26 protein-coding genes, 1 tRNA gene and 2 pseudogenes are annotated in these 26847 nt (G+C 48.3%); 7 read left to right on the top strand and 22 right to left on the bottom strand.

Translation table 11 applies throughout. From position 1 onward, the window contains the following. Positions 1 to 567, top strand: a complete 567-nt coding sequence (locus JCM17471_RS14890) for a hypothetical protein (RefSeq protein WP_225354088.1) — start codon at positions 1 to 3, stop codon at positions 565 to 567. Further along, positions 558 to 1292 (top strand): sensor histidine kinase, encoded by a 735-nt coding sequence (locus JCM17471_RS14885; RefSeq protein ID WP_225354087.1) that lies wholly within the window; start codon positions 558 to 560, stop codon positions 1290 to 1292. The genes JCM17471_RS14890 and JCM17471_RS14885 overlap by 10 nt, the downstream gene beginning before the upstream one ends. A gap of 64 nt (positions 1293 to 1356) precedes the next feature. On the opposite strand, the gene JCM17471_RS02410 is transcribed toward JCM17471_RS14885, so the two are convergent. The 3 genes from JCM17471_RS02410 to JCM17471_RS02400 all read right to left on the bottom strand — a co-directional run bounded on the left by JCM17471_RS02410 (position 1357) and on the right by JCM17471_RS02400 (position 2954). Then, the gene (locus JCM17471_RS02410) at positions 1357 to 1782 is read right to left on the bottom strand and encodes a GNAT family N-acetyltransferase (RefSeq protein ID WP_054776670.1); all 426 of its coding nucleotides are present in this window, start codon (positions 1780 to 1782) and stop codon (positions 1357 to 1359) included. A gap of 88 nt (positions 1783 to 1870) precedes the next feature. Beyond that, positions 1871 to 2527, bottom strand: coding sequence for a TatD family hydrolase (locus JCM17471_RS02405; RefSeq protein WP_054776669.1), 657 nt, complete (start codon positions 2525 to 2527; stop codon positions 1871 to 1873). 46 nt (positions 2528 to 2573) lie between these two features. Further along, positions 2574 to 2954 (bottom strand): iron-sulfur cluster biosynthesis family protein, encoded by a 381-nt coding sequence (locus JCM17471_RS02400; RefSeq protein ID WP_054776668.1) that lies wholly within the window; start codon positions 2952 to 2954, stop codon positions 2574 to 2576. A gap of 550 nt (positions 2955 to 3504) precedes the next feature. Between JCM17471_RS02400 and JCM17471_RS02395 the strand changes: the two genes are divergently transcribed. The 5 genes and pseudogenes from JCM17471_RS02395 to JCM17471_RS02375 all read left to right on the top strand — a co-directional run bounded on the left by JCM17471_RS02395 (position 3505) and on the right by JCM17471_RS02375 (position 6919). After that, positions 3505 to 3577, top strand: a tRNA-Ala gene (locus JCM17471_RS02395). 502 nt (positions 3578 to 4079) lie between these two features. Continuing rightward, positions 4080 to 4576: pseudogene (locus JCM17471_RS02390) on the top strand (GNAT family N-acetyltransferase). A gap of 183 nt (positions 4577 to 4759) precedes the next feature. Next, positions 4760 to 5830 (top strand): glycosyltransferase, encoded by a 1071-nt coding sequence (locus JCM17471_RS02385; protein WP_500778358.1) that lies wholly within the window; start codon positions 4760 to 4762, stop codon positions 5828 to 5830. Positions 5831 to 5861: 31 nt separating this feature from the next. After that, positions 5862 to 6386, top strand: coding sequence for a glycosyltransferase (locus JCM17471_RS02380; protein WP_054776667.1), 525 nt, complete (start codon positions 5862 to 5864; stop codon positions 6384 to 6386). Continuing rightward, positions 6296 to 6919 carry a glycosyltransferase gene (locus tag JCM17471_RS02375; protein WP_162208334.1) on the top strand — a complete coding sequence of 208 codons (624 nt, stop codon included), beginning with the start codon at positions 6296 to 6298 and terminating at the stop codon, positions 6917 to 6919. The genes JCM17471_RS02380 and JCM17471_RS02375 overlap by 91 nt, the downstream gene beginning before the upstream one ends. Positions 6920 to 7054: 135 nt before the next feature. Here the strand turns inward: JCM17471_RS02375 and JCM17471_RS02370 are convergent, their stop codons facing one another. The 19 genes and pseudogenes from JCM17471_RS02370 to JCM17471_RS02285 all read right to left on the bottom strand — a co-directional run bounded on the left by JCM17471_RS02370 (position 7055) and on the right by JCM17471_RS02285 (position 26846). Further along, positions 7055 to 11803 (bottom strand): beta strand repeat-containing protein, encoded by a 4749-nt coding sequence (locus JCM17471_RS02370; protein WP_082395170.1) that lies wholly within the window; start codon positions 11801 to 11803, stop codon positions 7055 to 7057. Next, a complete protein-coding gene (locus tag JCM17471_RS02365; RefSeq protein ID WP_162208333.1) occupies positions 11716 to 12540 on the bottom strand; it encodes a hypothetical protein in 825 nt (274 codons plus the stop codon). Before JCM17471_RS02365 ends, JCM17471_RS02370 begins: the two co-directional genes overlap by 88 nt. Next, the gene (locus JCM17471_RS02360) at positions 12540 to 12989 is read right to left on the bottom strand and encodes a hypothetical protein (protein WP_054776663.1); all 450 of its coding nucleotides are present in this window, start codon (positions 12987 to 12989) and stop codon (positions 12540 to 12542) included. The genes JCM17471_RS02365 and JCM17471_RS02360 overlap by 1 nt, the downstream gene beginning before the upstream one ends. Positions 12990 to 13146: 157 nt before the next feature. After that, positions 13147 to 13323, bottom strand: a complete 177-nt coding sequence (locus JCM17471_RS13860) for a hypothetical protein (RefSeq protein WP_156321563.1) — start codon at positions 13321 to 13323, stop codon at positions 13147 to 13149. Then, entirely contained in the window at positions 13275 to 14075 is an 801-nt protein-coding gene (locus tag JCM17471_RS02355) for a KxYKxGKxW signal peptide domain-containing protein (protein WP_054776662.1), read from the bottom strand. Before JCM17471_RS02355 ends, JCM17471_RS13860 begins: the two co-directional genes overlap by 49 nt. A gap of 332 nt (positions 14076 to 14407) precedes the next feature. After that, positions 14408 to 14668: a hypothetical protein gene (locus JCM17471_RS13855; protein ID WP_156321562.1), complete on the bottom strand. Its 261-nt coding sequence runs from the start codon at positions 14666 to 14668 to the stop codon at positions 14408 to 14410. Next, entirely contained in the window at positions 14641 to 15261 is a 621-nt protein-coding gene (locus tag JCM17471_RS02345) for a hypothetical protein (RefSeq protein ID WP_156321561.1), read from the bottom strand. Before JCM17471_RS02345 ends, JCM17471_RS13855 begins: the two co-directional genes overlap by 28 nt. Then, positions 15251 to 16552, bottom strand: a complete 1302-nt coding sequence (locus JCM17471_RS02340; RefSeq protein WP_369395775.1) for a glycosyltransferase — start codon at positions 16550 to 16552, stop codon at positions 15251 to 15253. The genes JCM17471_RS02345 and JCM17471_RS02340 overlap by 11 nt, the downstream gene beginning before the upstream one ends. 234 nt (positions 16553 to 16786) lie before the next feature. After that, the gene (gene asp3, locus JCM17471_RS02335; RefSeq protein WP_054776659.1) at positions 16787 to 17518 is read right to left on the bottom strand and encodes an accessory Sec system protein Asp3; all 732 of its coding nucleotides are present in this window, start codon (positions 17516 to 17518) and stop codon (positions 16787 to 16789) included. A 2-nt stretch (positions 17519 to 17520) separates the two neighbouring features. After that, complete coding sequence (gene asp2 / locus JCM17471_RS02330; protein WP_054776658.1) at positions 17521 to 19083, bottom strand: accessory Sec system protein Asp2; 1563 nt, start codon at positions 19081 to 19083, stop codon at positions 17521 to 17523. Next, positions 19083 to 19400 carry an accessory Sec system glycosyltransferase Asp1 gene (asp1, locus tag JCM17471_RS02325; RefSeq protein ID WP_263849386.1) on the bottom strand — a complete coding sequence of 106 codons (318 nt, stop codon included), beginning with the start codon at positions 19398 to 19400 and terminating at the stop codon, positions 19083 to 19085. The genes asp2 and asp1 (JCM17471_RS02325) overlap by 1 nt, the downstream gene beginning before the upstream one ends. Then, positions 19397 to 20254, bottom strand: coding sequence for an accessory Sec system glycosyltransferase Asp1 (gene asp1 / locus JCM17471_RS02320; RefSeq protein ID WP_054776656.1), 858 nt, complete (start codon positions 20252 to 20254; stop codon positions 19397 to 19399). Before asp1 (JCM17471_RS02320) ends, asp1 (JCM17471_RS02325) begins: the two co-directional genes overlap by 4 nt. 46 nt (positions 20255 to 20300) lie before the next feature. Further along, entirely contained in the window at positions 20301 to 20627 is a 327-nt protein-coding gene (gene asp1 / locus JCM17471_RS15795) for an accessory Sec system glycosyltransferase Asp1 (RefSeq protein ID WP_054776655.1), read from the bottom strand. A 25-nt stretch (positions 20628 to 20652) separates the two neighbouring features. Then, positions 20653 to 21123 carry a hypothetical protein gene (locus JCM17471_RS15790; protein WP_263849384.1) on the bottom strand — a complete coding sequence of 157 codons (471 nt, stop codon included), beginning with the start codon at positions 21121 to 21123 and terminating at the stop codon, positions 20653 to 20655. 55 nt (positions 21124 to 21178) lie between these two features. Further along, a pseudogene (locus JCM17471_RS15785) lies at positions 21179 to 21733 on the bottom strand (preprotein translocase subunit SecY); the annotation flags it as partial. 162 nt (positions 21734 to 21895) lie between these two features. Next, positions 21896 to 22987, bottom strand: coding sequence for a preprotein translocase subunit SecA (locus JCM17471_RS16365; protein WP_369395774.1), 1092 nt, complete (start codon positions 22985 to 22987; stop codon positions 21896 to 21898). Further along, a complete protein-coding gene (locus JCM17471_RS16360; RefSeq protein ID WP_369395773.1) occupies positions 22984 to 24282 on the bottom strand; it encodes a preprotein translocase subunit SecA in 1299 nt (432 codons plus the stop codon). The genes JCM17471_RS16365 and JCM17471_RS16360 overlap by 4 nt, the downstream gene beginning before the upstream one ends. 558 nt (positions 24283 to 24840) lie before the next feature. Continuing rightward, positions 24841 to 25797 carry an ABC transporter ATP-binding protein gene (locus JCM17471_RS02290; RefSeq protein ID WP_054776651.1) on the bottom strand — a complete coding sequence of 319 codons (957 nt, stop codon included), beginning with the start codon at positions 25795 to 25797 and terminating at the stop codon, positions 24841 to 24843. Next, a complete protein-coding gene (locus JCM17471_RS02285) occupies positions 25794 to 26846 on the bottom strand; it encodes an ABC transporter ATP-binding protein (protein ID WP_054776650.1) in 1053 nt (350 codons plus the stop codon). Before JCM17471_RS02285 ends, JCM17471_RS02290 begins: the two co-directional genes overlap by 4 nt. Between the last annotated feature and the right edge of the window lies 1 nt (position 26847).

Raw genomic sequence — 26847 nt, 5'->3', positions numbered from 1 at the left:
ATGGACTCCAATCGTGGCATCAAACGCCAACAAGCTAAACTCTTCATCACGGAATTACTCAGTTTCGCGGGGCTCTTCTTTTTGCTGGGGGTCATCGTGTTTGTGCTCTATCGCCAATCAGTCTATCGCGATATCGACCAGAGTCTCGACCATCAACGCCAGGCCTTGATCGATGGGCCCAAGATGAACGCGCAACCGCTCACCCCTTTGATGCCACGACAGCAACAGCCGATTCACGCTGATATGCCGCTGCAGTCAACCACACTGGTTTATAACACCGCCGGGCAAATCACGAATCAGGCCAGTCTGGGCCAGCGCAACTACACCTACTTCAAAAATATCGCGCTCGATAAGTCAGTTCTGAACCAAAAACAAACTTTAGAGACCAATCACGGCGTCTTCCGAACCTTGCTGCTCAAGGTCGCAAAGACAAATGTTAATCCTGAGTACGCGGGCCATTATGTGCTCATCTTGCAGAGTGTAGATGGCCAAGTGCGGGCGATGAATACCTTCCGCCAAGTCTTGATTATCACCATCGTCATCTTTGGTTGTTGGCCTTGGGTTTAGCCTATTGGCTCTCACGGCGTGCTATGCGGCCCATCATCCGCTCTTGGCAACGACAGCAGGACTTTGTCGCCGATGCTGCACATGAGCTGCGCGCACCCTTAGCGGTGATTCAGAGCCAGCAGGAACAACTGCTGACTAAGCCGCAAGCCAAAATCATCGATCAGAGTGAAGCCATTGCGACCTCACTCAATGAAACAACGCGGCTCAAAACACTGACAAACGACCTGCTCACCATTGCCAAGGCCGACAGTAACGCGACAGCGCTCAATCCGGTGACCATTGACCTTGTGCCATTCTTTGAACAGACGCTGGCACCGTATGCCGATATCGCCAACAGTCAGGACAAGGCCCTGACCTGGCACGTGCCGGCCGATAGCCGCGCCTCCTTTGACCTCGATCGGATTCGCCAGCTCCTGATTATTTTGTTGGACAACGCGCTCAAGTACACCGCACCGGGTGATTCGATTTGGGTCAATGTGGAATTCGACAAGCGCGATTGGCTACTGCACGTGGGTAACTCGGGCGCACCGATTGCGGATGCGGACAAGGCCAAAATCTTCAAGCGTTTCTACCGCACCGATGCCTCCCGCAATCGCCAAACCGGTGGCAGTGGCCTGGGTCTCGCCATCGCCCAGTGGATTGTGGACAGTCACCACGGCCACATCCGCGTGGTGGATGTCGAGCCGCGTGGCGTGCAGTTCGATGTGCGGCTAAAGAATCTATAAAACAAAAAGTCATCACACTTTTTGAGAAGTGTGATGACTTTTTTAACAGCCGAAGCTGACGTGATTAATAGCGTGGTTCTAATAAGCGCCGGGGATGAACAAAGGTGGTCAGCGCGGTATCGGACTCGGGAACAAAGCCCGCTTTTTCATATAAACTAGCCAACTCGGGCCGGTTGCAAACAATCACAATCCGTGACACCTGCTTGAAATAGTCCGTGAATGTCTTCAACAGTTCATGGCCAATCCCTTGATGTTGATAGTCTGGCATCACCAGAAGATCTTGAATCATCGCGATGGTGTGCATGTCGCTTAACCCGCGAATCAAGCCCACCAACTGTTGATCGTCGTCACGCGCCGTAATCATCGTGGAGTTAGCTAACCCCATTGCGGTGCCTGCTGGATCCTTGAGATAGTCCGTCATACCTACGCTACCATATAATGCTTTTATTTCATGAATCGTCAAACCCGATTCAAACGTGTAGTGAATCACTACAAATCCCCCTTATTTAATATCACCAGTTATCGTTGCTAGACTAATCCTAACGCAAATGCCAACTAATATGAAGCAAATTTTCAAATTAATCGACAGGATGAAGAAATTTTTCAAAGTTAATCGCGAGTTGTTTCATCACAACGCTTACAGAAACGTGTTTAACGGCCGCAACTTGTTGGTATAACGCCAGCAGCGTCTCGTGATAGTCCTGATGTTGGCCTGTAGCCCAGTAAATGCTCTCTAACCCATCCGACTCCACAAGCAACCGCGATAACGGCACCTTACGCAGAACTTGTTGCACCGCGACATCAGTCATCAGATCCGGTCCAATGGAAAAATACGTCGGCAATGCCAAAAACTGATCGAGTCCCGTCAACGCGGAATACCAATGAATCAGGAATGGGCCCGGATGTTGCTGTAAGAGATGTGCGGTTAACAACTCGGCACCCTTTGTATGTATAATGACTGGATGCTGTAAGGCATCCGCCATATCGAGTTGGCGTTTGAACCAAGGCAATTGCGTGGCCAGCGGCACTTTGGTCCACACGGTATCCAATCCGATTTCACCGGTCACCGGTGTTTGCGCAATGAGTTGGGTCATCATTGCTGTTGTCGCTGTATCTGTATGCCACGGATGGATGCCACCGCTGATCAGTGGCGTCTGCCATCGGGTTAATTCCGCCAAGTGCGTTGGATTCTCCGCGTTAATCACACTGCGGATACTCAATTCTTTTGTTGCCACACAAAATGCGCATCAGTCGCATGGCTGTGCGCATCAATGAGACCTATCATCGTGCTGGATTATCCTTAATGCCGTCTTTTTCAGTGAAATCAATGAAGCCCATATTGGTGTCGATATCGCCACCATCACCGCTCAATACCAAAGTATTCATGGATTTGTGGTAGTGAACGACCATGTGTTCCTCGAGGTCATCTAATGAATATCCCTTCACTTTGATGGGGCCGAGGTTGCTATCGATTGTGGCATTGTAATCTGTCGCAGGATCGGTATCAGCAACGACATTAATACTGAATTGAATCTGCATGTGAATCATTGCATGCTGTGAATATGGGCCAACGCCATCTTCAAAGGTCAATAATAATTGCTTGTCTGGTGCCAAGTGGCTCTGAATCCGTTCTACAGCTGCATCATCAAATTTAATTTCCATATCTACACCCTCTTTTTGCGACTAGAATAAGCGTTATCAGCTCAAATGGCAACTATTTCGTCTCGCAAACTTAACATTCTTTCAATATTACTTTACCTTAATGCAAATATTTCGTCACAGTTTTGTCACAACTTCTGGTTATAGTTAGAAACATAGAAATGAGCTACCCACTCATTCCTATCCCAAACCCAACTTTCATTTTACTCCTCCAAAGTAAAATCGGTGATTGGTCACCCAGCCAATCACCCAAACTCCTTTAGTCGCCGCCTACCCACGGCGACTTTTTTGATCTTCTTTTTGTGCTCACAGTTTCAATAAAGCGGCACGCTTCGTTCACAAATTAGTCACAACTTCTGGTTATAGTTAGAAACATAGAAATGAGCTACCCACTCATTCCTATCCCAAACATAACTTTTTCATTTTACTCCTCCAAAGTAAAATCGGTAATTGGTCACCCAGCCAATCGCCCAAACTCCTAAGTCGCCGCTACCCACGGCGGCTTTTTTGTGCTTTACAGCCTGATTTATTGTGCTAAACTATGAAGTGTTATGGGTCATTAGCTCAGTTGGGAGAGCGCCTGCTTCGCATGTAGGAGGTCGACGGTTCAAGTCCGTTATGATCCATTTTTTGTTTGCCGTCATTTTACTCTCTCTGTATTGAGGGAGTTTTTGGTTTGGAAAGGATTCATACGCAATTAAATCTTTTGCCCTTCAGCCAATAGCTATAATTTCAATCATTTTGACAATACCTACATCCTATGAGGTGATATATTTAATTCATTTGAATAGTAGGATAATGACAAAACACCAGAAACTCACTATTGGCTGTCTCTCCCCTATTCTAATTCCCGTTCTTATTTTTGGTGGTATCTCGCTCGCTGAAGCAATTTGGTTCATCCCGCTAAGGCTTGGGATGATGCATTAAAACCGATGTATCAACGATTTGCCTATTTGCCATCTCCTACTGAACTGGTTCACACGTGGCACTTTCCAGAATCAAGTGTGTAACATCTCGCCGCTTACCGTAAAACCCTAGGTAAATAGATGCTGAGCGACGGGCACTAGTCAAATCCCCCAATTAACTGCCATGATAAGAGCATAAACTATTTTCTAAGGAGCTCCTTTCATGACGACCACTTTCACACTCGCCCAACACACCGATCTGCCCACCATTGTCGACATCTATAATCAGAGCATTCCCACGCGTCTTGCCACAGCGGACCTCACGCCCGTGACCGTCGCTTCAAAAGAAGACTGGTTTGCGCAGTTCACACCGGATCACTATCCCATCTGGTTGATACAAGTCGATGGCCAAACAGCGGGATGGGTCAGTCTTGAAGCGTTCTACGGCCGGCCCGCGTACAGTAAAACCGCGGAAATCAGTATCTACATCGATTCACGCTTTCATCATCAGGGGTTAGGGCAACAAGCGCTGGATTATGTTTTCCCACAACTCCAAACGTTGGGCTTAAACACCATCGTTGCCTTTATCTTCCACCACAACCAAGCGAGTCAGGGCCTCTTTTTGAAGAACGGCTTCACGCGTTGGGGGCATCTGCACAAGTTGCCGATATGGATGGCCAGTTACGTGATTTGGATATTTTAGGCAAGCATTTCAACTAAAAAAGTCCGTGATAAATTAACACGGACTTTTTCTATGGACCAGGCTTTTTCCACTTCTATAAAAGGCCGCAAAACCACCTTTTAAAGTCATTTATGCTATGATTATTTCAGATTAAATAATTATTTACTGGAGGTCAACATGGCGGCTTTCATTTTACATTTTAGCGATTCACCCGAACACGGATATATTTTTGGGATTATGGCGCGGCCGGTAAATATCATTACGACCGAGAAAAATTTGCTGCCGAAATTGGCGTTCAGCGCATGGATGCTTATATGTATACTTGGGAAGACGAGCCAGAAGATGTCATCAACGCTCGCATGGACGGTATCTTAGCGGGACTCAAACGCTATGATACTGTCTTTATGCAGTGGCCATTGCCCGTTGTTGATCAACGCTGGCTTCAAAAGCTGTTCTCACATACTCGTGCATTCGGTGCCTATATCGTTTTAATTATCGATGATATGCTCACTTGGCGCGATCAACCTGTCTTTCCCGCACCTGATACGCAGAAACGGGAGACTTGGCTGAATAATCCATCCGTCCAAATTGAAATGAACTTCATCCCACAAGTAGACGGGATTATCACACATTCTACTGCAATGGCCGAGCACCTACGCGAACAGATGGCCATTAAGGGCCGTGAGATTACCGATAATATTGCGATTTACGGACCGGGTGGGAACGCCAGCACCTACTTCCAACCCCCACGAACGCTCGGACACGGTGTCGACTATGCAGGCAATTTGATTTATGCCAAATTCCTTTATGAACTACCCCAGGACTTCAAAATCAACGTCTATGGCGCTTCTCCAGATGAATTGGACCTCGCGCAGCATCCTAACATCTCGCTGACGCCCCGTGTCGATCCTGAAGCGATTAACCAGCTACTTCACGGATCTTTCGGACTCGTGTGGAGTTCCGATTCTTACCCAGAAGCCACCGGCGTGATTGCAGACTATATGCATTACAACTCCTCAGCCAAATTGAGCATGTATCTGGCTGCCGATGAACCCGTCATTGTTTGGCGAGAAGCCTCTTTTGCACCTTTTATTGAAGCTAATCACCTCGGACTTGTTATTGACGACTTATCTCAGCTGCCAGATACATTAGCAGCAGTCTCTGAAGAGGACTATCATGCAATGATTGCGCGTGTCCAAGCGATGGGACCGTTGATTCGCAATGGCTTCTTCCTGAAAAAAGCCATGTTTGACGTGCTGGGTAAACTTTATGATCAATCACAACCCAAATAATGCCTTATTTTGATGTTATGGAGGACCAATCTTGAAAAAATGGATTACACAAATGAACCAAGGTTTCTCTTTTGATGCAACAAGCAAAGCCAAGGTTGATGTCTCTACAATTGCGATGCGCCATGACTACCTCCCACTCGACTTATTTCGTTATGACGATAATGGAGAGTCAGACGAGTCCCAGATTGCCCGCATCGACGGGATTACAGCAGGGGTCAATCCGGGGGACTTAATTGTCCATCAGTATCCCAGTCTGAACAGTTATCGATTCGAGAATCATTTCATCGATCAAATGCACCTCAGAGGTATCTCGGTCATCATTTTTATCCATGATGTCGATACTTGGCGTTTCCCTTATATTCGCGATCAATTCGATGAGATGGCGTACTTCAACAAAGCGGACGGTCTCATCGTCCACGGACAACCCATGGCGGAACGTTGCATGAAGAAGGTGTCACCGCACCCATGGTTGACCACCTGCTTTTGGATTACCTCGATGACGAACATCAGTGGGACAAATATGAAATCAAACCAGAGACTTTTGAGCGCAAGCTAGTAATGGCGGGCAATCTGTTTAAGTCACAGTTTTTGGTGCACTGGGATCTCGACACACCGATTACTACTTTTGGTGTTACCGACGATGAATTAGCCGATTACCTGAATGCTAACTCAAAAGTGACGTACGGCGGTGGGCTATTCCAGTGGGATCTCATTGAAAAAATGCCGCGAGCATTTGGCTTAGCCTGGGATAACAATCTGGATGGCCGCCCCTATGGTGATTACACCCACTACAATCACCCACACAAAGTCTCCCTCTATCTCTCACATGGCATGCCAGTCATCATTTCTAAAGCCAGTGCGGTGGCCCCATTTATCGAGGCCAACCACCTGGGATTCACTATCAATGATATTCATGAGGCTGATGCGATTGTCCAAGAGATTCCCGATGACACCTTGGCAGAAACACTCGCTCAGACCGCTCGAATTGGTCGTCTACTGCGGGAAGGCTGGTTCACAGCGAATGCACTCCTGCAAGCGGAACGACAGCTCTTAATGTCCGATTTCAATGATGGTGGACTCGCACTTTAGCCATCTAACACAAAAAAGCGTTGTGACAAGCTCGAATCAGCTGTCGCAACGCTTTTTTCATCCAATATTCTCAACCACAACAAAACCCCCGAGGGTATCCCTCGGGGGTTTCATTGCGTTGCCTATGACTTGTGACTAACGAAGCTCATTAGTGTACTTCGCATTAATCCATTGGTTTGGACCAACTTGGTACCAGAGTTCATTATTCACGATTTCGCTTGCTGAAACGGTCACTGTTGCGCCGTTTGCTAAGCTCTTGCCACTCACCTTAGAAGTTGGTGATTGCCAAGTTTTGATGCTGTAACCTGGAACGTACTTGATGGTCGTGGTGTTCTTTTGAACCGGCTTCGATGCTGGTTTAGAACCGAGGATGACATTGGCACTATCAATCCATTGGTTACCACCGACATTGTAGAAGACATGACCATTGGCAGCAGTTGCCTTAGCAAAGACCTTCCAAGCGGAGCCCGTCTGGAGTCGCTTGCCAGTAAACTTGGTGCCATTAGCATCGGCCCAAACATTGATACCATAACCTGGTACATAGTTGATCACGGCAACATCATTCATCGCTTGGATATTGCCAATTGTGATGTCCGTCGCCTTGACCCATTGGTTCGTCCCAACACGATACCAGAGTTGGCCATCGCTTGTGATTACCGATGCGCTAATCTTCCATGCCGTACCTGGCTTCAAGATTTGGCCGGTAGCCTTACCACTCACACCAGGCAAGGTGTAAACAGGAACGCCTGAGCCTTGGGTCACAACCCCAATCGTCTTCAGTTCCTTATAGCTGCCTGGCTTAGCATCGAGAATAATCCCAGTGCCTTTGACCCATTGGTTACCACCTAAGTTGTACCAAACAACGCCGTTAGCATCGGTGTACTTCTCATAGGCCTTCCAATCGGTACTTTCTGGTAACATCTTGCCAGTACCTGTGCCATTTGGCTTGTCATAAACTTCAACATCAGTGGAGTGTTGCACAATAGTTGCGACAGCGTCATGCAGAAGTTCACTGCCAGGTAATTGACTACCACCTGTACCAGGTAAGTTCCCCGTGCCGTTGCCGCCACCATTATTGCCATTACCTGGGTTAGATCCGGTACCATTACCACCGTTCCCTGGGTTAGATCCGCCACCATTCCCGTTTGAAGTGGATTGTGCTGCGGAAGCAGCCTGACTCATTGCTGTTGATACAGCTTCACTCGCTAATGTTGAATTCTGACTTGCCGTTGATGCCATCTGGCTTGCGGCCGTTGAAGCAGCACTAGTTGTCGAGTTAGCTTGACTCAATAAGGTAGAGTTTTGGCTTGCAGTCGATGCGGCGTCACTCACTGCTGTTGATACAGCTTGGCTAGCTGCAACTGAGCTGTCGTACCCTGTTGAAGCAGCTTGACTTAACGCTGTTGATACCGCCTGACTTGCAATCACTGAGTTTTCGCTTGCAATTGATCCAGTCTGGCTTGCATCTGTAGAGGCTGAGTTAACTGTAGAGCTAGCTTGGCTCAACAAGGTTGAGTTATCACTTGCAACAGAAGCAGCCTGACTATTAGCAACTGAAATTGCATGACTCGTTGCAGAGTTAGCAGCACTCAATTGACTGTTTTGACTAGCAATAGCAGAATTCTGTGAGTTCAATGCACTTGTCACTTCACTTGCGGCAACACTGGCACTTGCTAATTGACTTGCTGTGGCAGAAGCAGCTTGTGATGCCGCTGTGCTTGCTGCGGAGTTGGCTTCTTCTGAAGTTGATCCTGCAGAGATTGCTTGACTAGCGGCAACGGATCCTGCCTGACTTGCAGTTTGTGATGCAGCGGTTGAACTTGCATTAGATGCAATTTCACTCGTCTTTTCACTTGCTGCAGTACTGCCTGCGGCAGAAATCTGTTCACTTGTTGAACCTGCGGCACTTGCTTGGCTTTCTGCGTTACTGATAGCTTCACTGACAGCGGCTGAGTTTGATGCGCTGGCTGCTGATTGTAATTCAGAAGCGGCACTTGCTACGGAGTTAGCTGCTGAAGCTTGGCTTGATGCTGATGCTACGGCGCTATCGCTCCGACTTGCGATTTCACTCAATTGACTCAAGGCACTATTAGCAGCTGAGTTTTGTGAGTTCAATGCACTTGCTGCGTCACTTGCGGCAACACTGGCACTAGCTAATTGACTTGCTGTGACAGAAGCAGCTTGTGATGCGGCAATTGAACCTGCTGCACTTGCTTGACTATCTGTTGAACCAGCTGATACGGCTTGGCTCTCGGCAACGGATCCTGCTTGACTTGCAGTTTGTGATGCAGCGGTTGAACTTGCATTAGATGCGATTTCACTCGTCTTCTCACTTGCTGCAGTACTGCCTGCGGCAGAAATCTGTTCACTTGTTGAACCTGCAGCACTTGCTTGGCTTTCTGCGTTACTGATAGCTTCACTGACAGCGGCTGAGTTTGATGCACTGGCTGCTGATTGTAATTCAGAAGCGGCGCTTGCTACGGAGTTAGCTGCTGAAGCTTGGCTTGATGCTGATGCTACAGCGCTATCGCTCCGACTTGCGATTTCACTCAATTGACTCAAGGCACTATTAGCAGCTGATGCTTGAGAGACTACAGCACTTGCGGCAGCACTATTACTTTGTGAAATAGAATTGCTGAGTTGCGTACTTGCACTATTTGATTCAATAACCGAATTGTACTGAGATTGTGCCGAATTTGCAGCACTATTATAAATAGAGGTCAATGAGCTTTCATCACTAATGCCATCAGAAACGGCTTGTGATGCGGCAATACTCCCGATATTACTTTCTCTTGCTGATTCACTAATGCTAGTACTTTGACTACTAATCAGTGAGTCTGCGACACTACCAACCTGGCTACCTACAGCACTACCAGCGTTTGAAGCATCTGACGCATTGTAGCCGTCTGAAACAGCGGCACTCGTTCCTGCAGAGGTAGCATTAGATATTTCTTGGCTAATAAAGTTAGACATATCAGCACTTGTTTGTTCAGAAATATACTGTGAGTTGTGTTCCGACATCATTGCTGATGTTGAAGCTGATTCACGAGCACTCGCTTGAGAAGCTAGTTCTGAAGCAGCTGAATTAGCGGTCGATGCCGTAGAATTAGCGTCAGAAGTTGCGCTGTTTGCAGCACTTGCCGTGGAGTTTGCTTGAGACAATGCGGTGCTCATTGATGCAGCAGTTGATGCGGCTTCACTTGCTGCAACAGAAGCCGCAGCCGATGTGGAGGCTTGAATTTGTGAGTTCAATTGTGAGTTGATTGGATCCAAAACATTCAAAATAGCTTGCTTGGTCGTTACTTGACCACTAATAGGATCTGTAACAGTCAATGTCACAATGTACATTCCAGCCTGTGGTGAACCAGTTGGTAAGCCACTAATCGTCACATCATCGATTGAAATTGAGTTGCCCTTTGAGTCCAAAATTGTTGGGAAGAAAGCACTCTGACTAGGTACAGCATCACCAACGTTGATGGTCTGGTTAGCTGAAGTTACTTGTGATAAACCGGTAACGCTGTCTTGAATAGTAATTGTACCAGTTAAGCCCTTCAACTGATCATCCACATTTTGAACAGACGCACCTGCGGCTGTCAACGCTGCTTCAATCTTTTGACGACCCTGATCCGTTAAGGTAACGGTATATTTGCCAACCTTGGAACTATCACCGGTGACAACATAATCACCTTCAACCAAGTCATAAGGTCCATAGTTAGCTGCGCTGCCTGTTTGTGAATCCTTAAAGTTCAAGGTGACTGACAACTTACCAGAAGCGTGTGAGCTTGCCGTTTGGCCATCATACGGTGTAGTAATTGGTTGGCCATTCAAAACAGCACCTTGGCTCACAAGGTTATTACTGTAAACAAAATTAATCACATTACTGCTATCAACGTTGGTGGCAACTAATGATTGCGAATCACCAGCGGTCAACCCATTGCTTGATACTGGATCTTCCACAACATTTGTACCAATTGCAGTATTGAAGAGTTTGTAAAAGGCAGGATTCCCATTTGCATCAGTATAAGCGATATAACCAGCACTCGTTGGGAAGTCAGTTGCTAATAACTGCTTTGAGGTCCCCTTCGCAACTGTATAGTTAACACGGAAGGTTGTTGCTTGATTTTGATACCCAGCGTAATAGATATCCCCAGTTGTATGCGAGATAGTGCCGCCCTTCATACTGGTAACTTGAGCGGTCGTATCATCGCTAACTGAATAATTAGTCGAAGATGGTACGTTATCTCGCTTAGCAGGATCAGGGATTGCATACCCATTTGCTGCCGTTGCAGCATCTTTAGCTGCTTGTTGACCGGCTGCAAAGGCATCAGTGGCACGGGTTGCTTCGCTGTTGTATGAAGCAATATATGCTGCAGTTAACTGGTTGTTCAACCAGTTAACCCCATTCTTACCTAAGACAGAAGATGGATCAGTTAAAGGCTTGAAATCAGCTTTTGTTGCATCTAGGCCAGCGGCACCAAATAAACTGGTGCCACCAGTAATAGTATTAGGCATACTATCGGCCGGTGTAATACTAATCGCACTGCCCTTAGCAACCGTCTTAATTTGTGTGTTAGCAGCAGTATCTGCCGCTTCAGAAGCCTTGAAAGCAGCATCTGAATCTTGTAACCACTTGTAAACCTTGTTATATGCAAGAATTTGATAGTTGACTGAGTTAGACGCCGTTGCTGTACCCTTACCAATGGCATTAGGATCACCAGGATTGATAAAGATCGGTGTATTCAATGTTGTGGCATTAGGCGCCTTGATATAATCAGTAGCGGCGGTTTGGTAAGCCTTCACTTCAGCATTATATAAGCCAAGAATAAAGTCTGATGCACCTTGACCGGGCCGTTGGTAATTGGCCATATCTGCATTTTGGCCCATGAATCTGCTGTTGTCCCCAGACTGTTATTAATCAAATCAGCATCGGACTGCTTAATTGTCCCATTTGCTACCAATGTCTTCAAAATCGCAGCAGTGGATGTTTCAATGGTGCTATGACCTGCGCCGTCACCGACGACATCACTCATGGCCAATTGGGCCAATGGAGCTGCAATCTTGTTCATCCATGAATAGCCAGCTGATTGCATCAGTAAGGACCAGTTAGCAGCCGTCTGATTGTGTCCCATTGCGCTCGTTGGATCTGTTGGATTGAAGGTAGCTAATTGACCCATCTGAGTAGGTGTATAAATCGTGTCGCCGTCAGCCTTTAATTGGTTAACAGGTGTGATATCCATGGCAGCAAGCGCTGTTTCAATCCCGTAATTAGCGTTACGCAAAACTGCAGAAGTAATCCCATTCGCTAAAGCCTGATAAACGGAATTGGTGTAACTCGCCGTTGTCGCACTCCCCATCCCAATGGTGTTAACAATAGTTCGTAATGTATTATTTTGATTAATAGCACCTTGCAAGGAGGCAGGCACATAGTTACTCAATCCATTGGTCATGTATCCATCAGCAAGACCTAAGGAACGAATATCGCCCAAGGCTTGGTGAACAATAGAATTCTGGATAGTACTGATAATGACCTTTAACAATTTGTTTAAACCAGACCATGTATTATTAAAGGCTGTCGCTGCGTCACCAGTAACGAGATTGTTGTTGCCAAAAACCGCAGGCACTAACTGATCAACTGTTGACCCACCCAAACCCCAGAGATGATTGATGCAAAATTAGAACCATCTGAAGTCATATCACCTGCACGATAATCACTCATCGCCATCAACGCTGCTTGATTCTTAGCAGCATCTGGTGTCTTGGTAGGATCCAGCGCATTGGCAATCTGTTGTTGATAATCAATAAGGCCTTGAACATATGGTTGCAAGAAGCTTGCGACCCCAACGTTCCAAAGATCTTGAACTTGTTGTGCAGTGAGTAATGTCCGATATCCGGTAGGTCGTCCTAACCAATCCTTCTGGTCGGAAGAATAGAACTTCCCGTTTGGATCAAGCCAAACCTGTGAGGTCGTATTAATCGGTGGGATGTCCCAGTGATTTGTCTGACCAAACAGGCCAGTAGTGTCTTCACCACCATTACCACTAATGAGCTTATCATTCTGCAGAGTGGCCATTGCAGCAGCGTCAAATTTGAAAGTTTGGTGGTTGGATCGTACATGTTGATCAAATCAGCAATTTGACTAAACGAGTTCAACAGTCCAAAAGTGGTCTGTGTCGTTAAGGTTCCAACCGCATCATGCATAACATCGTGAGCTATTTGCTCAGATGCAGTTAAGTCGTGGTAGCTGTTGCCGCCATTGCCTTAACCTGAACTGGACCCGCTGGCTTAGCCGCGATGATGGTATCTTGCGCCTGCTTGATGACGGCTGCCGTTGTATCAACAGGCAGTGTAAAGACTGTCACACCATTGAGCACTTCTGCTGTTGTCCCCGTTGGTAATTGGGCCAAACAGCCTTCAAGGTGTCAGCATCAAAAGCCATTGTTGCGGCCACTTGGTTGGATGCCAAAGAACCTTCACTATTGGTCGTGGAGGCACTAGTCGTCGAAGCGACGACTGTTGATGTGGTGGCTTGCGAATTAGCGACAGTCGAAGAAGCAGCCGTTGATGGGGCACTGGCCGCGAATAATTGAATTGCGACGTGACTGTTTGCTTGCTGATCCGTGTTGGCGCTTTGACTCGCCTGTGCGCTGTTAGCTGCACTCGTGCTTTGGCTCAGACTAGTGCTAGCTACTGCACTGTTAACTGCACTTGCGCTTTGACTGAGGCTCGTGCTGGCTTGTGCACTGGCACTCGCCACAGCACTTGTACTTTGGCTCAAACTAGATGCCGCACTGGCACTAGCCACAGCACTTGTGCTCTGACTCAAACTAGATGCCGCACTGGCACTAGCCACAGCACTTGTACTTTGGCTCAGACTGGTACTAGTGCTCTGACTAGCGCTCGTACTTGCTGTGGTCGAGGCCGCCGGAATAGTACCCGTCTTGGCAGTCGCCAACGTTTCTTGGCTAGCTTCCTTGGCGACGCCCGCTGATGTATCAGCCTTTACTGAACTACCTTGTGCGATGCTCGCACCAAATAAACCGGCTAATGTTGCTGTTCCGGCAACTAACCAGCGCTTACCGGCCTTATACATCCGGAAACGAGTTTTACTATTGGAGTTGAAAATCTCTGACTTTTTTTCAGGATTCAATCTTCCCATGCTTCTTACCTCCCAAGCTTAATACGAACTATTGCGACATATCGAGCAACAAATGCGCCGTCCGTTGTTCAATATTTATAAAAAACATTTTTAAATCTGCAATGACTCTAATATACCAGCCGTTATTAATTTGTCAAAATATTTCTACTTATTTAATTTTAAAGCTTCTTTTAAGGACATTAACAAGGGCTTTTTTATTATCAGTAACTTAGTCAAGGCTAATTCAAAAGAAGTAATCATAGATAAACACGAAATCAAAAAAATAGACCCGCAACTTGATATCAGTTGCGGGTCTTATTTTATATCCAAAATGGATAACTTATTTTATCGTATTATGCATCTATAATTTTCGCTTTTGTGAGTGGGATATTGCGCATCGCCAACTCATTATAATCACTCGCTGGCATTTCAACCTCGTGAATATAAGGAATCTGATCATTTAAAATCATCAACAAGTTACCGCGCACAGCACCCGTTTCATCAATGGCAGGTTCTGACAGATGCAATACATTGCGCGATGGCGCCTTAATCAACGCGTTAAGTTCCGTGGCCAAATAGCTGATGGTCACCGTGTCTTCGGGCTGTAATTGCATTGCCAATTCGTTTTGATTGAAGCTATCGAGCGTGTCATAACGCCGCAGCACTTCTTGTGTCGCCGGGTCTCAATTGTAATCAGATTAATCAGGCCATCAAAGAAGAAGTAGCGAATCACCACGGCACCCGCTTCATTCAGAAATTGAATCTGCTGCAACTCATTATTGTAATAGATCAGATTACTATAGTGAGAGCCATCAAACGTATACTCTTCAATCGTGTCGTTGGTGCCATCGGGATTCGTGTAATGGATTTCTTTAACCGCACGGTGGGTATTCGCATAGATGGTCATGTAACCAATACTTTCACCGTTATTGACCAGACTAATGAAACCATCCTCTTGCATTTGAATTGCGGTATCTTCAGGTACTGGCGCATGATCAAAGAAGAGATAACGGCCGGGATGATAGGCGCGCCCCGTGATGTGATCAATCAAATTCGTTGCTGGCAGTGAGTGGTCCTTCACCATGCCGTAGAGACCGGGAGAAGGGGCTAACGTCATAATCGTCGCGTGATTTTTCTTCGCCCGTTTGGTGATGTCATCCCAAAGCGGCGTGTTATCTGGAATTGAGTTGAGTAGTTCATAGCGCATGAAGCAAGTCCTCCCATTTCTTCGCAATCACGTGATTTTGATAATCGACGACTGTCTTTTGTGTATTCCGTTGTAGTGTCGTGTAGTCCGATGCGAGCAATTTGTGCACCGCATCGACCAACTGCTGCACGTTGTAGTCGATGTCATCACGCTTGAAGTCGGCCAAAAAGCCATTCACCCCATCGGTCACCAGATCGACTGCGCCAAAGCGGGCCTTGTACGCAATGATAGGCAATGCTGCATTCAAGGCTTCAATGTAGGTCAGACCAAATCCTTCTGAGTACGATGCGGAGAGATATGCATCATATTGGGGATAGATTTCAGCTAATTTGTTGGAATTACCCTTCAATACGATGTAGTCATCCGCATTCGCATCTGTGATAATCTTAGCTAATTTATCCTTTTCCACGCCTTGGCCGTAGATATCCAAAATCACAGGTGTGCCGGCATCATGTAATGCCACCACAGCTTTGATGACTTCATCGACGTGCTTCTCCGGTGCGAGCCGTTGCACAGAGATCAGCTTCAATGGTTCCTCAAGCTGATGTGGCGTGATTGCAGCAGGAGTGTCACTGACCCCACCGACAGGAATCGTCACAATCTGGTCCCCCCGATCAGGAAAATCAATCAGGAAGTCATCGCGTTGGCCCTTGGTGGCAACAATCACGCGATCGGGTTTATCCATGTGCGTCAACATATATTCATAGTAGTTATTCCACAGTGGATTCTTGGGATCGTCACGTTCACCCAAATGATCGGCGTGCACGACATCGATGAACTTGGCGTGTGGCATTGGGGCATCGAACAACGCGTGTTCATTCTTTTCGCCGCGATCAATGATGAAGACATTGGCCTCATCAAACGCCGCATTGACCTTGTGATAGAAATACCGCAACATCAGCACTTCATTAGGGAAAAACAGATGCTCATGGCCAGCCTGATGATAGACATGAATGTTTCGCATCAGGAATTGGCGATGTGGATCGTCCACCGTTTCCCAGCTCATCTTCTTGAGTCCGGTGTTACGATCGAAGATTTCGGTATGGCCCGTGCTAACCAGCAAGACACCGTCATCTTTGTGCTTATTGGGATACTTCACCAGTGTTTCCACAATGTGTAACCCGCTCTTGGTGTAATTGTGCCGTAAGCGATGGGTATTCGTGCTATCAATCGTTGTTTCCTTTTTCGCGTCGAATAGCTGTGTCACACCCTGTGTGAGATAGTCGTCACCGAGCGTGAAATATTCAAAAACATTGAGTACCTGTTCATTGGTCAGGCCCCAAACTTCCATTGCCTCACGCAATTCAGGGGCAAAATCTGAGAAGACAAACCGATAAGGCAGTCCCGCTTGGTCGAATCGTTTCGCACGATAAAATTCAGCGTGTTCAACACCTGAATTTCCAATTCCGATTGCGCCATTAACAAAAATTCATATTATCTGTTGGCAGATCCAGCGTCTCTGCCTCTCCTCCCTGATAAAGTCTCGTGAACGAAACTATTTTGGGTTGCTTGCGAAGTTCATTCATCACTGTGCTGATAACATTTGACTGAGGGCCAGCGTACTGGGGCTGGTCGACATCACCGGTAAGCTGAGGTGCTTGATTGCTTGCCGTACGCCCGCTTGTTGCTTGTGCTGCCAAGCGGGGCTCATAAACTGGCCGGTCGTTCCATAAATACCATAAAAAGCACCCCGCTCTGGTAACACAAAAGGCTGCGTGCCCATGTTCCGCGCGGATAAGGCCACCGTGGTTTCAGCGGTATCGCCTCGCTGCCCATCTGGCACAACCATGACTGATTGTTGATCGAGATCGACATGCCAGTCAGCGTGCAGTGCCGTATCGGCCTCCGTCAAGACGCCATAGTCAAAAGTGAATTGCTCGTGATGAATATTCACTAGTTCAATGGTATAACTTTTCGCCATCTCTGGGAAAAGAAACGTCCCGTGCTGCTCATCAAGAATGACACGATCGACCTCGGCACCGTCCTCATCCCAAAAGAGCACCTGGGTTTGGATGCGGCCGATTAAGTCAGAAATCACACTTTCCCAGTAATAAGTCACGCCATGTTGCAATAACGGCAAAGTGGGCGCCGTTCGCACATCATCATAGTTGGTCACCGATGACCACGTGTGAATGGCCTCTCCTGGTGGCATCAGCTGATTACTGTATTGCACAGCGCCATTTGACGCAAAGCGAATCGTCGCCCCGTAGTTATAGCTCGCGGTTGTGGCGCGTGGCCAAAAGACAAGATCAAACATGGCTATCCCTCCTTAAACACGCGATTAAAATCAGTGGTCAAGATGCGCTCGATTTGGCGAATGAACCAGGAAGTAATGCCTGGGGTATCGTCATTGTGTCGACCAACCAAGCCTTTATGCCACAACCGTGCGCCTTGAAAGTGTGTGGTCAGATAATGGAAAATGTCCGCAAAAGCGGTGCCGTCATAATCATCATTTTCCATATAGGCGAGCACGTATAACACATTAGAGACATCCGCTTGCTTGAAGCAATCCCAAAAGCGCGCATTCATCTGCGCCACGCCATCGGGTGAAACCGGGGCCTGATTATTCAATAGCAAATCAAAACTAGTGGGAAAGCCATTGGGCCGGTTGATACGTTCATTGCCGGCAATGTTGCCCAAGTTAACCAGTGGTTTCCCGACAATCACCGCATGTGGATGCAGCTTGGCACTGTAATAAATCGCACCAGTCGTGCCCATTGAAAGGCCTGACATCAAGAGTTGATCGCGCGAAAAGCCTAGCGCATCGAGCTTTGCCTCAATCGCATCAACAATCTGTTGCTCGAGTGCATCACTACCGACGTAGAACGCGCCCCCTTCGAGTCGGGGATCACCGATAATCATGAAGGGATTCTTGAAGTGTTGCATCAAGAAATTCGCTTCAAACCCTTCCGCCGTCCGATAGCCGGAGAAGTAAACCATCAGTGGTGGTTTCAGGTCGCCCGCATCAAAATACGTCAGGATTTCTGTGTGACGTGCGGTCTCGTCCACTAATCGCTGACCACCTGGGAACAGCTCGCCGAGGCCATCACGAGATAGTCGGACGTGAATCTTGCCGACTGAAATGGCACCCGAACCTGTCGCATAGAGGCTGACTTGAATCATTTGATCGGCGTTTTGGGTATAGAGCCGCAAGCCATTTTTGATCTCCGCGCCACGCAACGTGTAGCGTTTGGTCAGTTCCTTAGTCTTGCTGTGGATGAGTGCGACTTGAAACCACACGTCAACGTCACCGGTCACACTCAGTTCAGGTTGCACGTCAAAATAAGAATCATACAAGCCCCAGCTCACATTGCGCCAATTCAACAGTGGTCCCGTGACCTCGTCGAAGTCACCTTCAACTGTGAGTTTGACGTGACCATCTTGGCTCACGGCGCCTGTGAAGTTCGCATTCACCGCGATATTATCGGCATCTAGGCCGCCCCCCTGTTGTCCATCAAAGCAATCATGATCGAGCACGTCGCGTAATCGCGCGCGATCGGCAAAGGCCACGGAATGGGCTTGCTTGAGCGCCAAAATCCGCGCCACTTCACTGGAATAATCAGCGGCAGTATCCAATAAGATGAGATTAGCCGGCAAGGTGGTCAATCGCGCTGGATCATCGAGAATCGCCGCACCGGCACTGATCAAATACCAATTGTTGCGATAGCGCGCGTTGAGCTGGCCGTCGACAAACAGATATTGCTCTGAATCGGGCATATATGTCGCATCATTATCGACCCACTCGAATTGGTGTTGATGGGCGAGTTCCTGTGGCAAATCGAGTGCCACTGGTCCTAGCTGAAAGAAATGATGTTTGGCCATTACAGTTCCTCCTCCCATTGTGCCAACAGCTGTGGTTGCGCATGCTGATCGATCAATTGGGCATCGATCACTAGTGACTGGCCCCAACGCGTGAGTTGATCGAGATACGTCCGCACGGCCACGGGTGCCGCGGCATCACTCACCACAACGGTCCCGTTGCCATCCTGTTGCACATATCCCGTCGCCGTTCGATTGACTTGCGGAATGCCAGCCGAAATAGCCCGAATCTGCATGAAGAGATTCGGCTCATCACCCAGATCGAGTAAAACTCGGGCCTCATTGAAATCACGGCGAATCGTCGCAAAATCGCTGTTCACACGAAATGTGACCCGCGCCATAAAGTGTTTGATCTGTGACAGTCGATCCACTTTTGTTTTACCGGAACCATCCAGCACGCTTTCATCGACATTCTGCATAAATGGCGTTTCTTTTTCGTGAGTGCCTGTTGTATCTGAACAAACTCCGCGGAGTCGCCACCAATCCCATAAAACTGGGTGATGACGTCCAAGGCACGCTGACTCATTGTTTCGGCCTCAGCCTGATTGTGAACATTAATCTTTAGGGCATAATCTGTGTGCCGTGCAAGGGCGGCCAATAACTTCACGTAGACCGCTTCAGTGCGAGCCGCCGTGAGATTATTCAAGTGCCAATAAATTAACAGGTTCTCGGCTTCATTCGAGTGGCCCAATGCCAAATCAGTCGCAAATGGCGCAATTACGCGCCAATGTGTGGCGTCTTGATCCGGTAGCCGCCGTTGTAGGCGTTGCTTCATCTGTTCGGTCGGCAAAATCACCGCGTGACTCGCACTGATCAACGCCGCATCCGCAGCATCAGGCAGATCCATTTGTGAAGCCACCTGCAGTGTCGTCTGCCAGTGCTCACTGATGAACTGTGCCAGCGCGTGGTTATCGCGGGTTAAGCGCACCACAAAATGATCTTCGGTTGCGACTGCTGGTGTCAACACCGCGCCGAGTAAGGCTTCAAAAGTTGCATAGTCCTTGGGTAAGTCATCCGGCGCAAGTGACCAGTGATAGCCGCTTTGGTCCTGAATCATGGCCTGCTGCCCTTGAGGTGTCCACCAAGTCCGCCGTGTGACGTTGGCATCTTCATCCGCGTCAAAGCTCGCGCTCAAAAATCCGCGATCATCATAAAATTCCGTCCGCGTACCCATCTCTGTCTGCCATTCAACGGTTTCAACAAACCAGGTTGGGCCATGGTCACCGTCCCAACCAATTGTTCTTCACGGTACAGATACACCTCATTGACCCCATAAATGGCTTGCACATCTTTGGCCAAACGATATCTTCAACGCCCAATGGCAGTCCCGTATTGTGATGAACCTGCTGGATAACGTCAAACACGTTCAGCCACTCGGTTTCAAGGAGGTCATTGGCCGCCAAGAAATAGCGCAGCGTTGGTCGATAATCAGTCACAATGAGGCGCGTTGGTTGTGCCGTTGTCGCTAACAGTTGGACCAAATTCACGGTGGCATCTTCTTGTGCGCGACTCGCTTCTTGTGGCCACGCTGGAATCAAGTTAATCATGAGCCATTTCCTTCCTGACGAATTGTTAAAAGACGGAGTAACGGTCTTTTGTCCGTAGCGCCCGTACCTGTTGAATGATGGTATCTGTCAATGTAATCAAAATAAACAAACTGCTGAAGAGCACCGAGAAGTTCGCGGCACCGGGGATATAGAGGCCGACAATCAAAGGGCCAACCCCGATTAATGCCAGGATAAGGTTCCCTAAGAGTGATAAGCGCCCAAAGTGCCCACTCAAAAACATCTCTGTCGGGTCCCCCGGCATCACGTTCAAGAAGTACTCCCCGTTTTCTTTCATTTCCTTAGCCACATTGGTCGGCTGTACATTGAGGTAGCCGAATGCATACCCCAGTAGCACAATCAAAATCCCGTACATCAGAATGCCCTGCCAGGTTTGGAATGAGAACCAGGTCGCCACCCAGCGTTGAAACGCATCGGTTGGACCGACCGTCTGATTGACCAATAAGCGCGGCACACTGAACAAGGAGCTTGAGAACATGAACGGCATCGCCCCAGCCGTTAAGAAACGCATGGGGGAAATATGAGCTCGCATAGACACTCGGCGTCAGTGGGCGCTCAACGTGGAGATGCAATTCCCCTTGATAGAGGTAATACATCACGATGATGAACAAGAGCCCGATTAACACCGCGATAATAATGTGTTGGGTGGTCAAGCTATATGACGTTGTAATCGCGGAACCAACCCCACTGCTCAACCCCGTTGGAATGCTTGCAATGATGCCCGGGATAATCAAGGCAATGGTGCCGCCGATCCCGTGAACAGCATTAAGGTCCCCCAACCAGGTCATGAACATGGCCCCACCGACCAGTACAATCCACGCTATGGCCACGTTCAGGTTAATCCCGATCTGCCAAGGATCGTTGCTATCAAACGCATCGCGAATGAAGTAGATCATTTCAAATCCTTGAATCAGTGAGAAAAACAACGTGAGAAAGCGTTGGATAATTCCGACCCGCCGCTGTGAGAGTTGCTTCACCACATCCAAGTCGAGCGCCGTAATCACTTGCCAAATAATCATCATGGTCATGTACGGTCGCATGCCCAGTGTCAGTAATGATGGCACTGCCGTTTGGCCCCCGGTTGTCATACTGATGAACTGCAAAAAGTTGACCTGATCTAACGACCGACCAGCCGTCAACGGGTCAATCCCGGGAATTAAAATTTGTTGTCCGACGAGAACAATTAATAGAAGGAAACATGTCCATGCGAATCGACTGAGTAAATCATGTTTTTATTCATTATTAGTCCCCTATGGGTATGTCACCTCGACTGTGCCATCAATGTTGTTGACCATCTGAGATAGCATCAAATTTCGTACTGCTTTATCGGCAATATCAGCCTTCATCAGATCAAATGAGCGTTGTGCTTCCTTTTGATACTCATAGACCGGATCACGTTGTGCCTTTGACCGGTTGCTGGTAATGTTGCGCAGTTGTTGCAGGTTATCCACCTGTTCCACCCAGGCCACATCAATCGCTTTGAGAATAACCAGCTTTTGAAAATACAAAAATTGACTCTCATCGGGTAGTTGCTGGTGCTGCTTGGTCAGCTGTTTTTGCATCAACGTCACGAGCAAGCTCTGAACGCTCTTTTTGGTTGCGTTGCGATCGATTTGGGCCAACAAGGCATCCGCTGTGTATTCGTAATCGATGTGATTAACCACAAAGTCAATCAAAGCCGCCGTGTGTTCACGAGGTGCTTTGGGGGCTTGTGCAGCGGCCACGCGCTCGAATAGGCTTTCGATGAGCGACGACAGGTCAGTCGCATCCATCAGCTCATCACGGGTGCGATAAATCGCATCCCGCTGCAGACGAAAGACCTCATCAAATTGCAGTGTTTGGAATCGCTGACCGCGTTCATTCTTTTCCGCGGTCGCCTGCGACTTTTGAATCACCCGGCGGTAACGCCGCTTGGTCAACGGTTCAGTCATGGCTGTATCCTCATGCGTCGCTTCATAGCGTTGCCGAAAGCGTCCGATACGCTTAGGGGCATTTTCGAGCACCACTTTATCTTCGAGTGACACAAAAAACGCTGTCTCACCGGGCTCACCCTGGCGACCCGCACGCCCCCGCAGTTGATTATCGATGCGGGCACTGGTCATGCGTTCGGTCCCAATCACCAGTAACCCGCCCATGGCCTCGACACCTTCACCCAATGCGATATCCGTCCCACGGCCAGCCATCGAGGTTGCGACCGTCACGGCACCGGGCTGCCCCGCTTCACGGACAATCCAGGCTTCCTTTGGTGCCGAACGCGCGTTGAGTAAGGTGTGCACAATGCCGCGCTGTAAGAGCACGCGCGAATACAAATTCGACATCGATACCGAGCCCGTTTCTATCAATACGGGCCGACCGATTTTGTGCGCGGCTTCAACCGCTTCAACTGACGCATAGATTTTTGCTCATTGGTCACAAATAGCTTGTCGGGTTGGTCGATACGGATGGATGGTTTATTCGTTGGAATAGGAATCACGCTGACATTGTAGGTCTCGCGCAATTCATCCGCATCCGTTAGTGCCGTACCGGTCATCCCGGCGAGCTTAGGAAACATGCGAAACAGATTCTGATAGGTCACAGACGCCATCGCGCGGGTCTGATTGGTTAGCTTGACACCTTCTTTGGCTTCAATGGCCTGATGCAGTCCCGCTTCAAGGCGCATGCCATCGAGCGTGCGACCGTTAGCAACATCGAGCAGTGCAACCTCACCATCTTCAATCACGTAATCTCGATTGCGCCGGTACAAATAGTGCGCCTGCAAGGCCATGACCAGGTGCCGATAGAGATCACGATTGGCTTCGCTCAACAGGTCACCCACGTCAAAGAACGCGGTCATTTTGGCCATACCCTGTTCCGTAAACCAGACTTTCTTGGTGTCATCTGAGAGTTTCAAGTCTTCATCTTTTTGGAGCAGCGTGATCATTTGATCAGCCGACTCGAATAGGTTGGATTGCACGCGCGGTGCCCCGGAAATAATCAAGGGGGTCTGCGCCATATCGAGTAAAACCGCGTCGATCTCGTCAATTAACGCGAATTTGAACCCGCGCATATGTTGCTCATCCTGACTGGCGGCCAAGTTATCGATCAGATAATCAAACCCCAACGTGCTGTTGGTGGTATACACAATGTCGCTGGCATAGATGGCATCCTTGTCGAGGTCCTTGTCGTCTTGCCCCGCCTTAGCGGAACCCGCCATGACAGTGAGCCCCAAGAAGCGATACACACGACCCAGGTTCTCGGCATCACGATTCGCCAAATAACTGTTAGCGGTAATCAAGAAGTTACCCGGTCCTGTCAGGCCGTTGAGGTACATCGGCATGGTTGCCGTGAGCGTCTTACCTTCACCGGTTTTCATTTCGGCAATGTTGCCATATTGCATCACGATTGCCCCGAGAATTTGAACGGGAAACGGGGTCAGTCCCAAGATGCGGCGATCGGCTTCAACCACCGTCGCATAAGCGGGCACGATGAGTTGTTCCAGCGTTTGACCGCTCGCTAGTGCTTCTCTAAATTCAATTGTTTTGTGCTGAAGGTCTTTATCACTCAACTCGCGATAGTCTTTTGCCGTAGCAATGACGCGATCCACAAGGCGCTGATATCGTCTCAGCGCACCAGCATGACGACGAATATGCAAAATCATGCTCACCTTCTATCGATATAATTGGCGTGTTAAGGAAGAATATTATCATTTCTTCACAAGCCATTCATGTAATGATGTTTAAAATACATGATATAATTATAGCATGAATAAGAAAAATGGTCAGTCAAGCACCCTCCTGGAGCAAGACATCCGGGCGCGCTTTGACGAAGAGAAAAAACTGGTGACGAACGCACACAAGCAGAAGAATCACGGCAAGGCGACAATGGTGACAATCTCCATTATCTTAGCCATCATTGTGCTCTCTGGCATCATCTACCCACTTTTTCAGCTTTAACAGCGACATTGGCACGCATCAGTTTTTTTAGGCAAAAAAGGCTACGACACAATGTCGTAGCCTTTTTTCAATTTCCGAACAAATAGATTAATCGTGTTCCAAAAGACTGAGAATTCCGGTTAACTAGGATTGATTCAAAGCCTAAATTCGGGCTTTAGCATAAATCCCTGTTAATCCTCATTCTCAAAGCGTCTTTTGTCACAACTTCTTTTTCACGCTTATTAAAAACTAAATAAAGTTTAAAATTATGAGTCATTCAACAACTAAGCTGGTTGATGATTCGCTTCGGCTGCTTTCTTGTAGGCCTCAACTTCATCAGCCGCCGCAAATACAAAGTGACCGGGATAGACTTCAATCAGATCGCGTTCCTTGCCGTCCTCTTCAGCTTCCTTTGCCGAGTAAGCAATCGGTTCGCGGCGCCGTTCCAAGCTTGGATCGGGCACCGGAATCGCTGACAACAAGCTCTTGGTGTAGGGATGCAGTGGATGGTTGTAGACCTCATCCGCAGAGGCCAGTTCAACCAAGCGGCCGTAATGCATCACGGCGATGCGATCACTGATATACTTCACCATCGACAAATCATGCGCGATGAACAGATAGGTCAAGCCTTGACGGTCTTGAATATCCTTCAACAGATTGACCACCTGCGCTTGAATCGACACGTCGAGCGCTGAGATTGGTTCATCAGCGATGATGAATTCGGGTTGCACGGCCAATGCGCGCGCAATCCCAATCCGCTGCCGTTGTCCACCGGAGAACTCATGTGGGTACCGCGTTGCATGGCTGGCGTTCAGACCAACCTCACTGAGCAGTTCGGCCACTTGGCGGTCCCGATCGGCATCATCTTTGGCCAGATGATGGACATCAATCCCCTCGGCAATGATGTCTTTGACCTTCATCCGGGGATCGAGGGAGGCATAGGGATCTTGGAAGATCATCTGTGCCTTGCGCCGAAACGACAACATGTCTTTAGAACCATGCTTGAGCTTAGCGATGTCCTGCCCCGAATACATAATAGAACCACTCGTTGGTTGGTACAACCGAATCAGGCTGCGACCCGTTGTCGTTTTACCTGACCCAGATTCACCCACTAAACCAAGCGTTTCACCCTTGTAGATATCAAAACTGATATCTTGAATGGCCCGCACTTCATTACGCTTACCTGGGTTGAATGTTTGCACCAGGTTACGAATGCTCATTAAGACTTCTTTATCGCTCATGCGTGAACCCCCTTGTGGGCAAATTTCTCTTCCCATATCTGATGGCGCCGTTGAATTTCTGGTGGCAATGTCACTTTTGGTGCCTGTGGATCGAGCAACCATGTCGCCGCTGAATGTGTTGGCGATACCGCAAAGAACGGTGGTTGTTGTTCCAAATCGATTTCTAGCGCGAATTCATTCCGCGCCGCAAACGCATCGCCCTTTGGTGGCGCGATTAAGTTTGGCGGTGTCCCGGGAATGGCGTAGAGCCGCTTGCTCTTGGTTTCAAGTGTTGGCATCGCTTCTAGCAAGCCCCATGTATAGGGATGTTGCGCATTGTAGAAGATTTCATCGACTTGACCATACTCAATGATCTTGCCGGCGTACATTACCGCCACGCGATCCGCAATCCCCGCCACAACGCCCAGGTCATGGGTGATAAAAATAATTGAGGTATCGATTTTGGTTTGAATTTCCTTCAGTAACGACAGGATCTGTGCCTGAATCGTCACATCGAGCGCGGTTGTTGGTTCATCCGCAATCAGAATCTTAGGATTGTTGATGATCGCAATCGCAATCACGATCCGCTGCCGCTGCCCACCGGAGAATTGGTGCGGATAATCCTTGAGTCGGCCTTCCGCATTGGGAATCCCGACTAATTCTAAGACCCGTACCGCTTCGGCTAATGCCTGTTTCTTGCTGACCTTGGTGTGCAGCAACAATGGTTCCGCCACTTGGCGACCAATCGGCATCGTGGGATCGAGGGAAGTCATCGGATCTTGGAAGATCATCGCGATATCGTTCCCACGCAGATGTGTGAGTTCGCGTTCGGTCATATGAACAATGTCCTTACCACCAAACTCAACACTGCCCTTCACAATCTGGGCGTTGCTAGCGAGCAGGCCCATCAATGTCCGCACTGTCACGGATTTACCAGAACCAGATTCACCAACAATGGCGAGTGTTTCTCCCTTGTTCAGGTGGAAGTCCACATCCCGAATCGCATGAACCGTACCGGCGTAAGTTTTGAAATCAATTTCTAAATTTTTGACGTCTAATATTCTTTCCATA

Origin of the sequence: Lacticaseibacillus saniviri JCM 17471 = DSM 24301, assembly GCF_001311785.1 — a bacterium.
GTDB lineage: Bacteria > Bacillota > Bacilli > Lactobacillales > Lactobacillaceae > Lacticaseibacillus > Lacticaseibacillus saniviri.
This window is presented reverse-complemented; position numbering and strand designations above follow the sequence as displayed.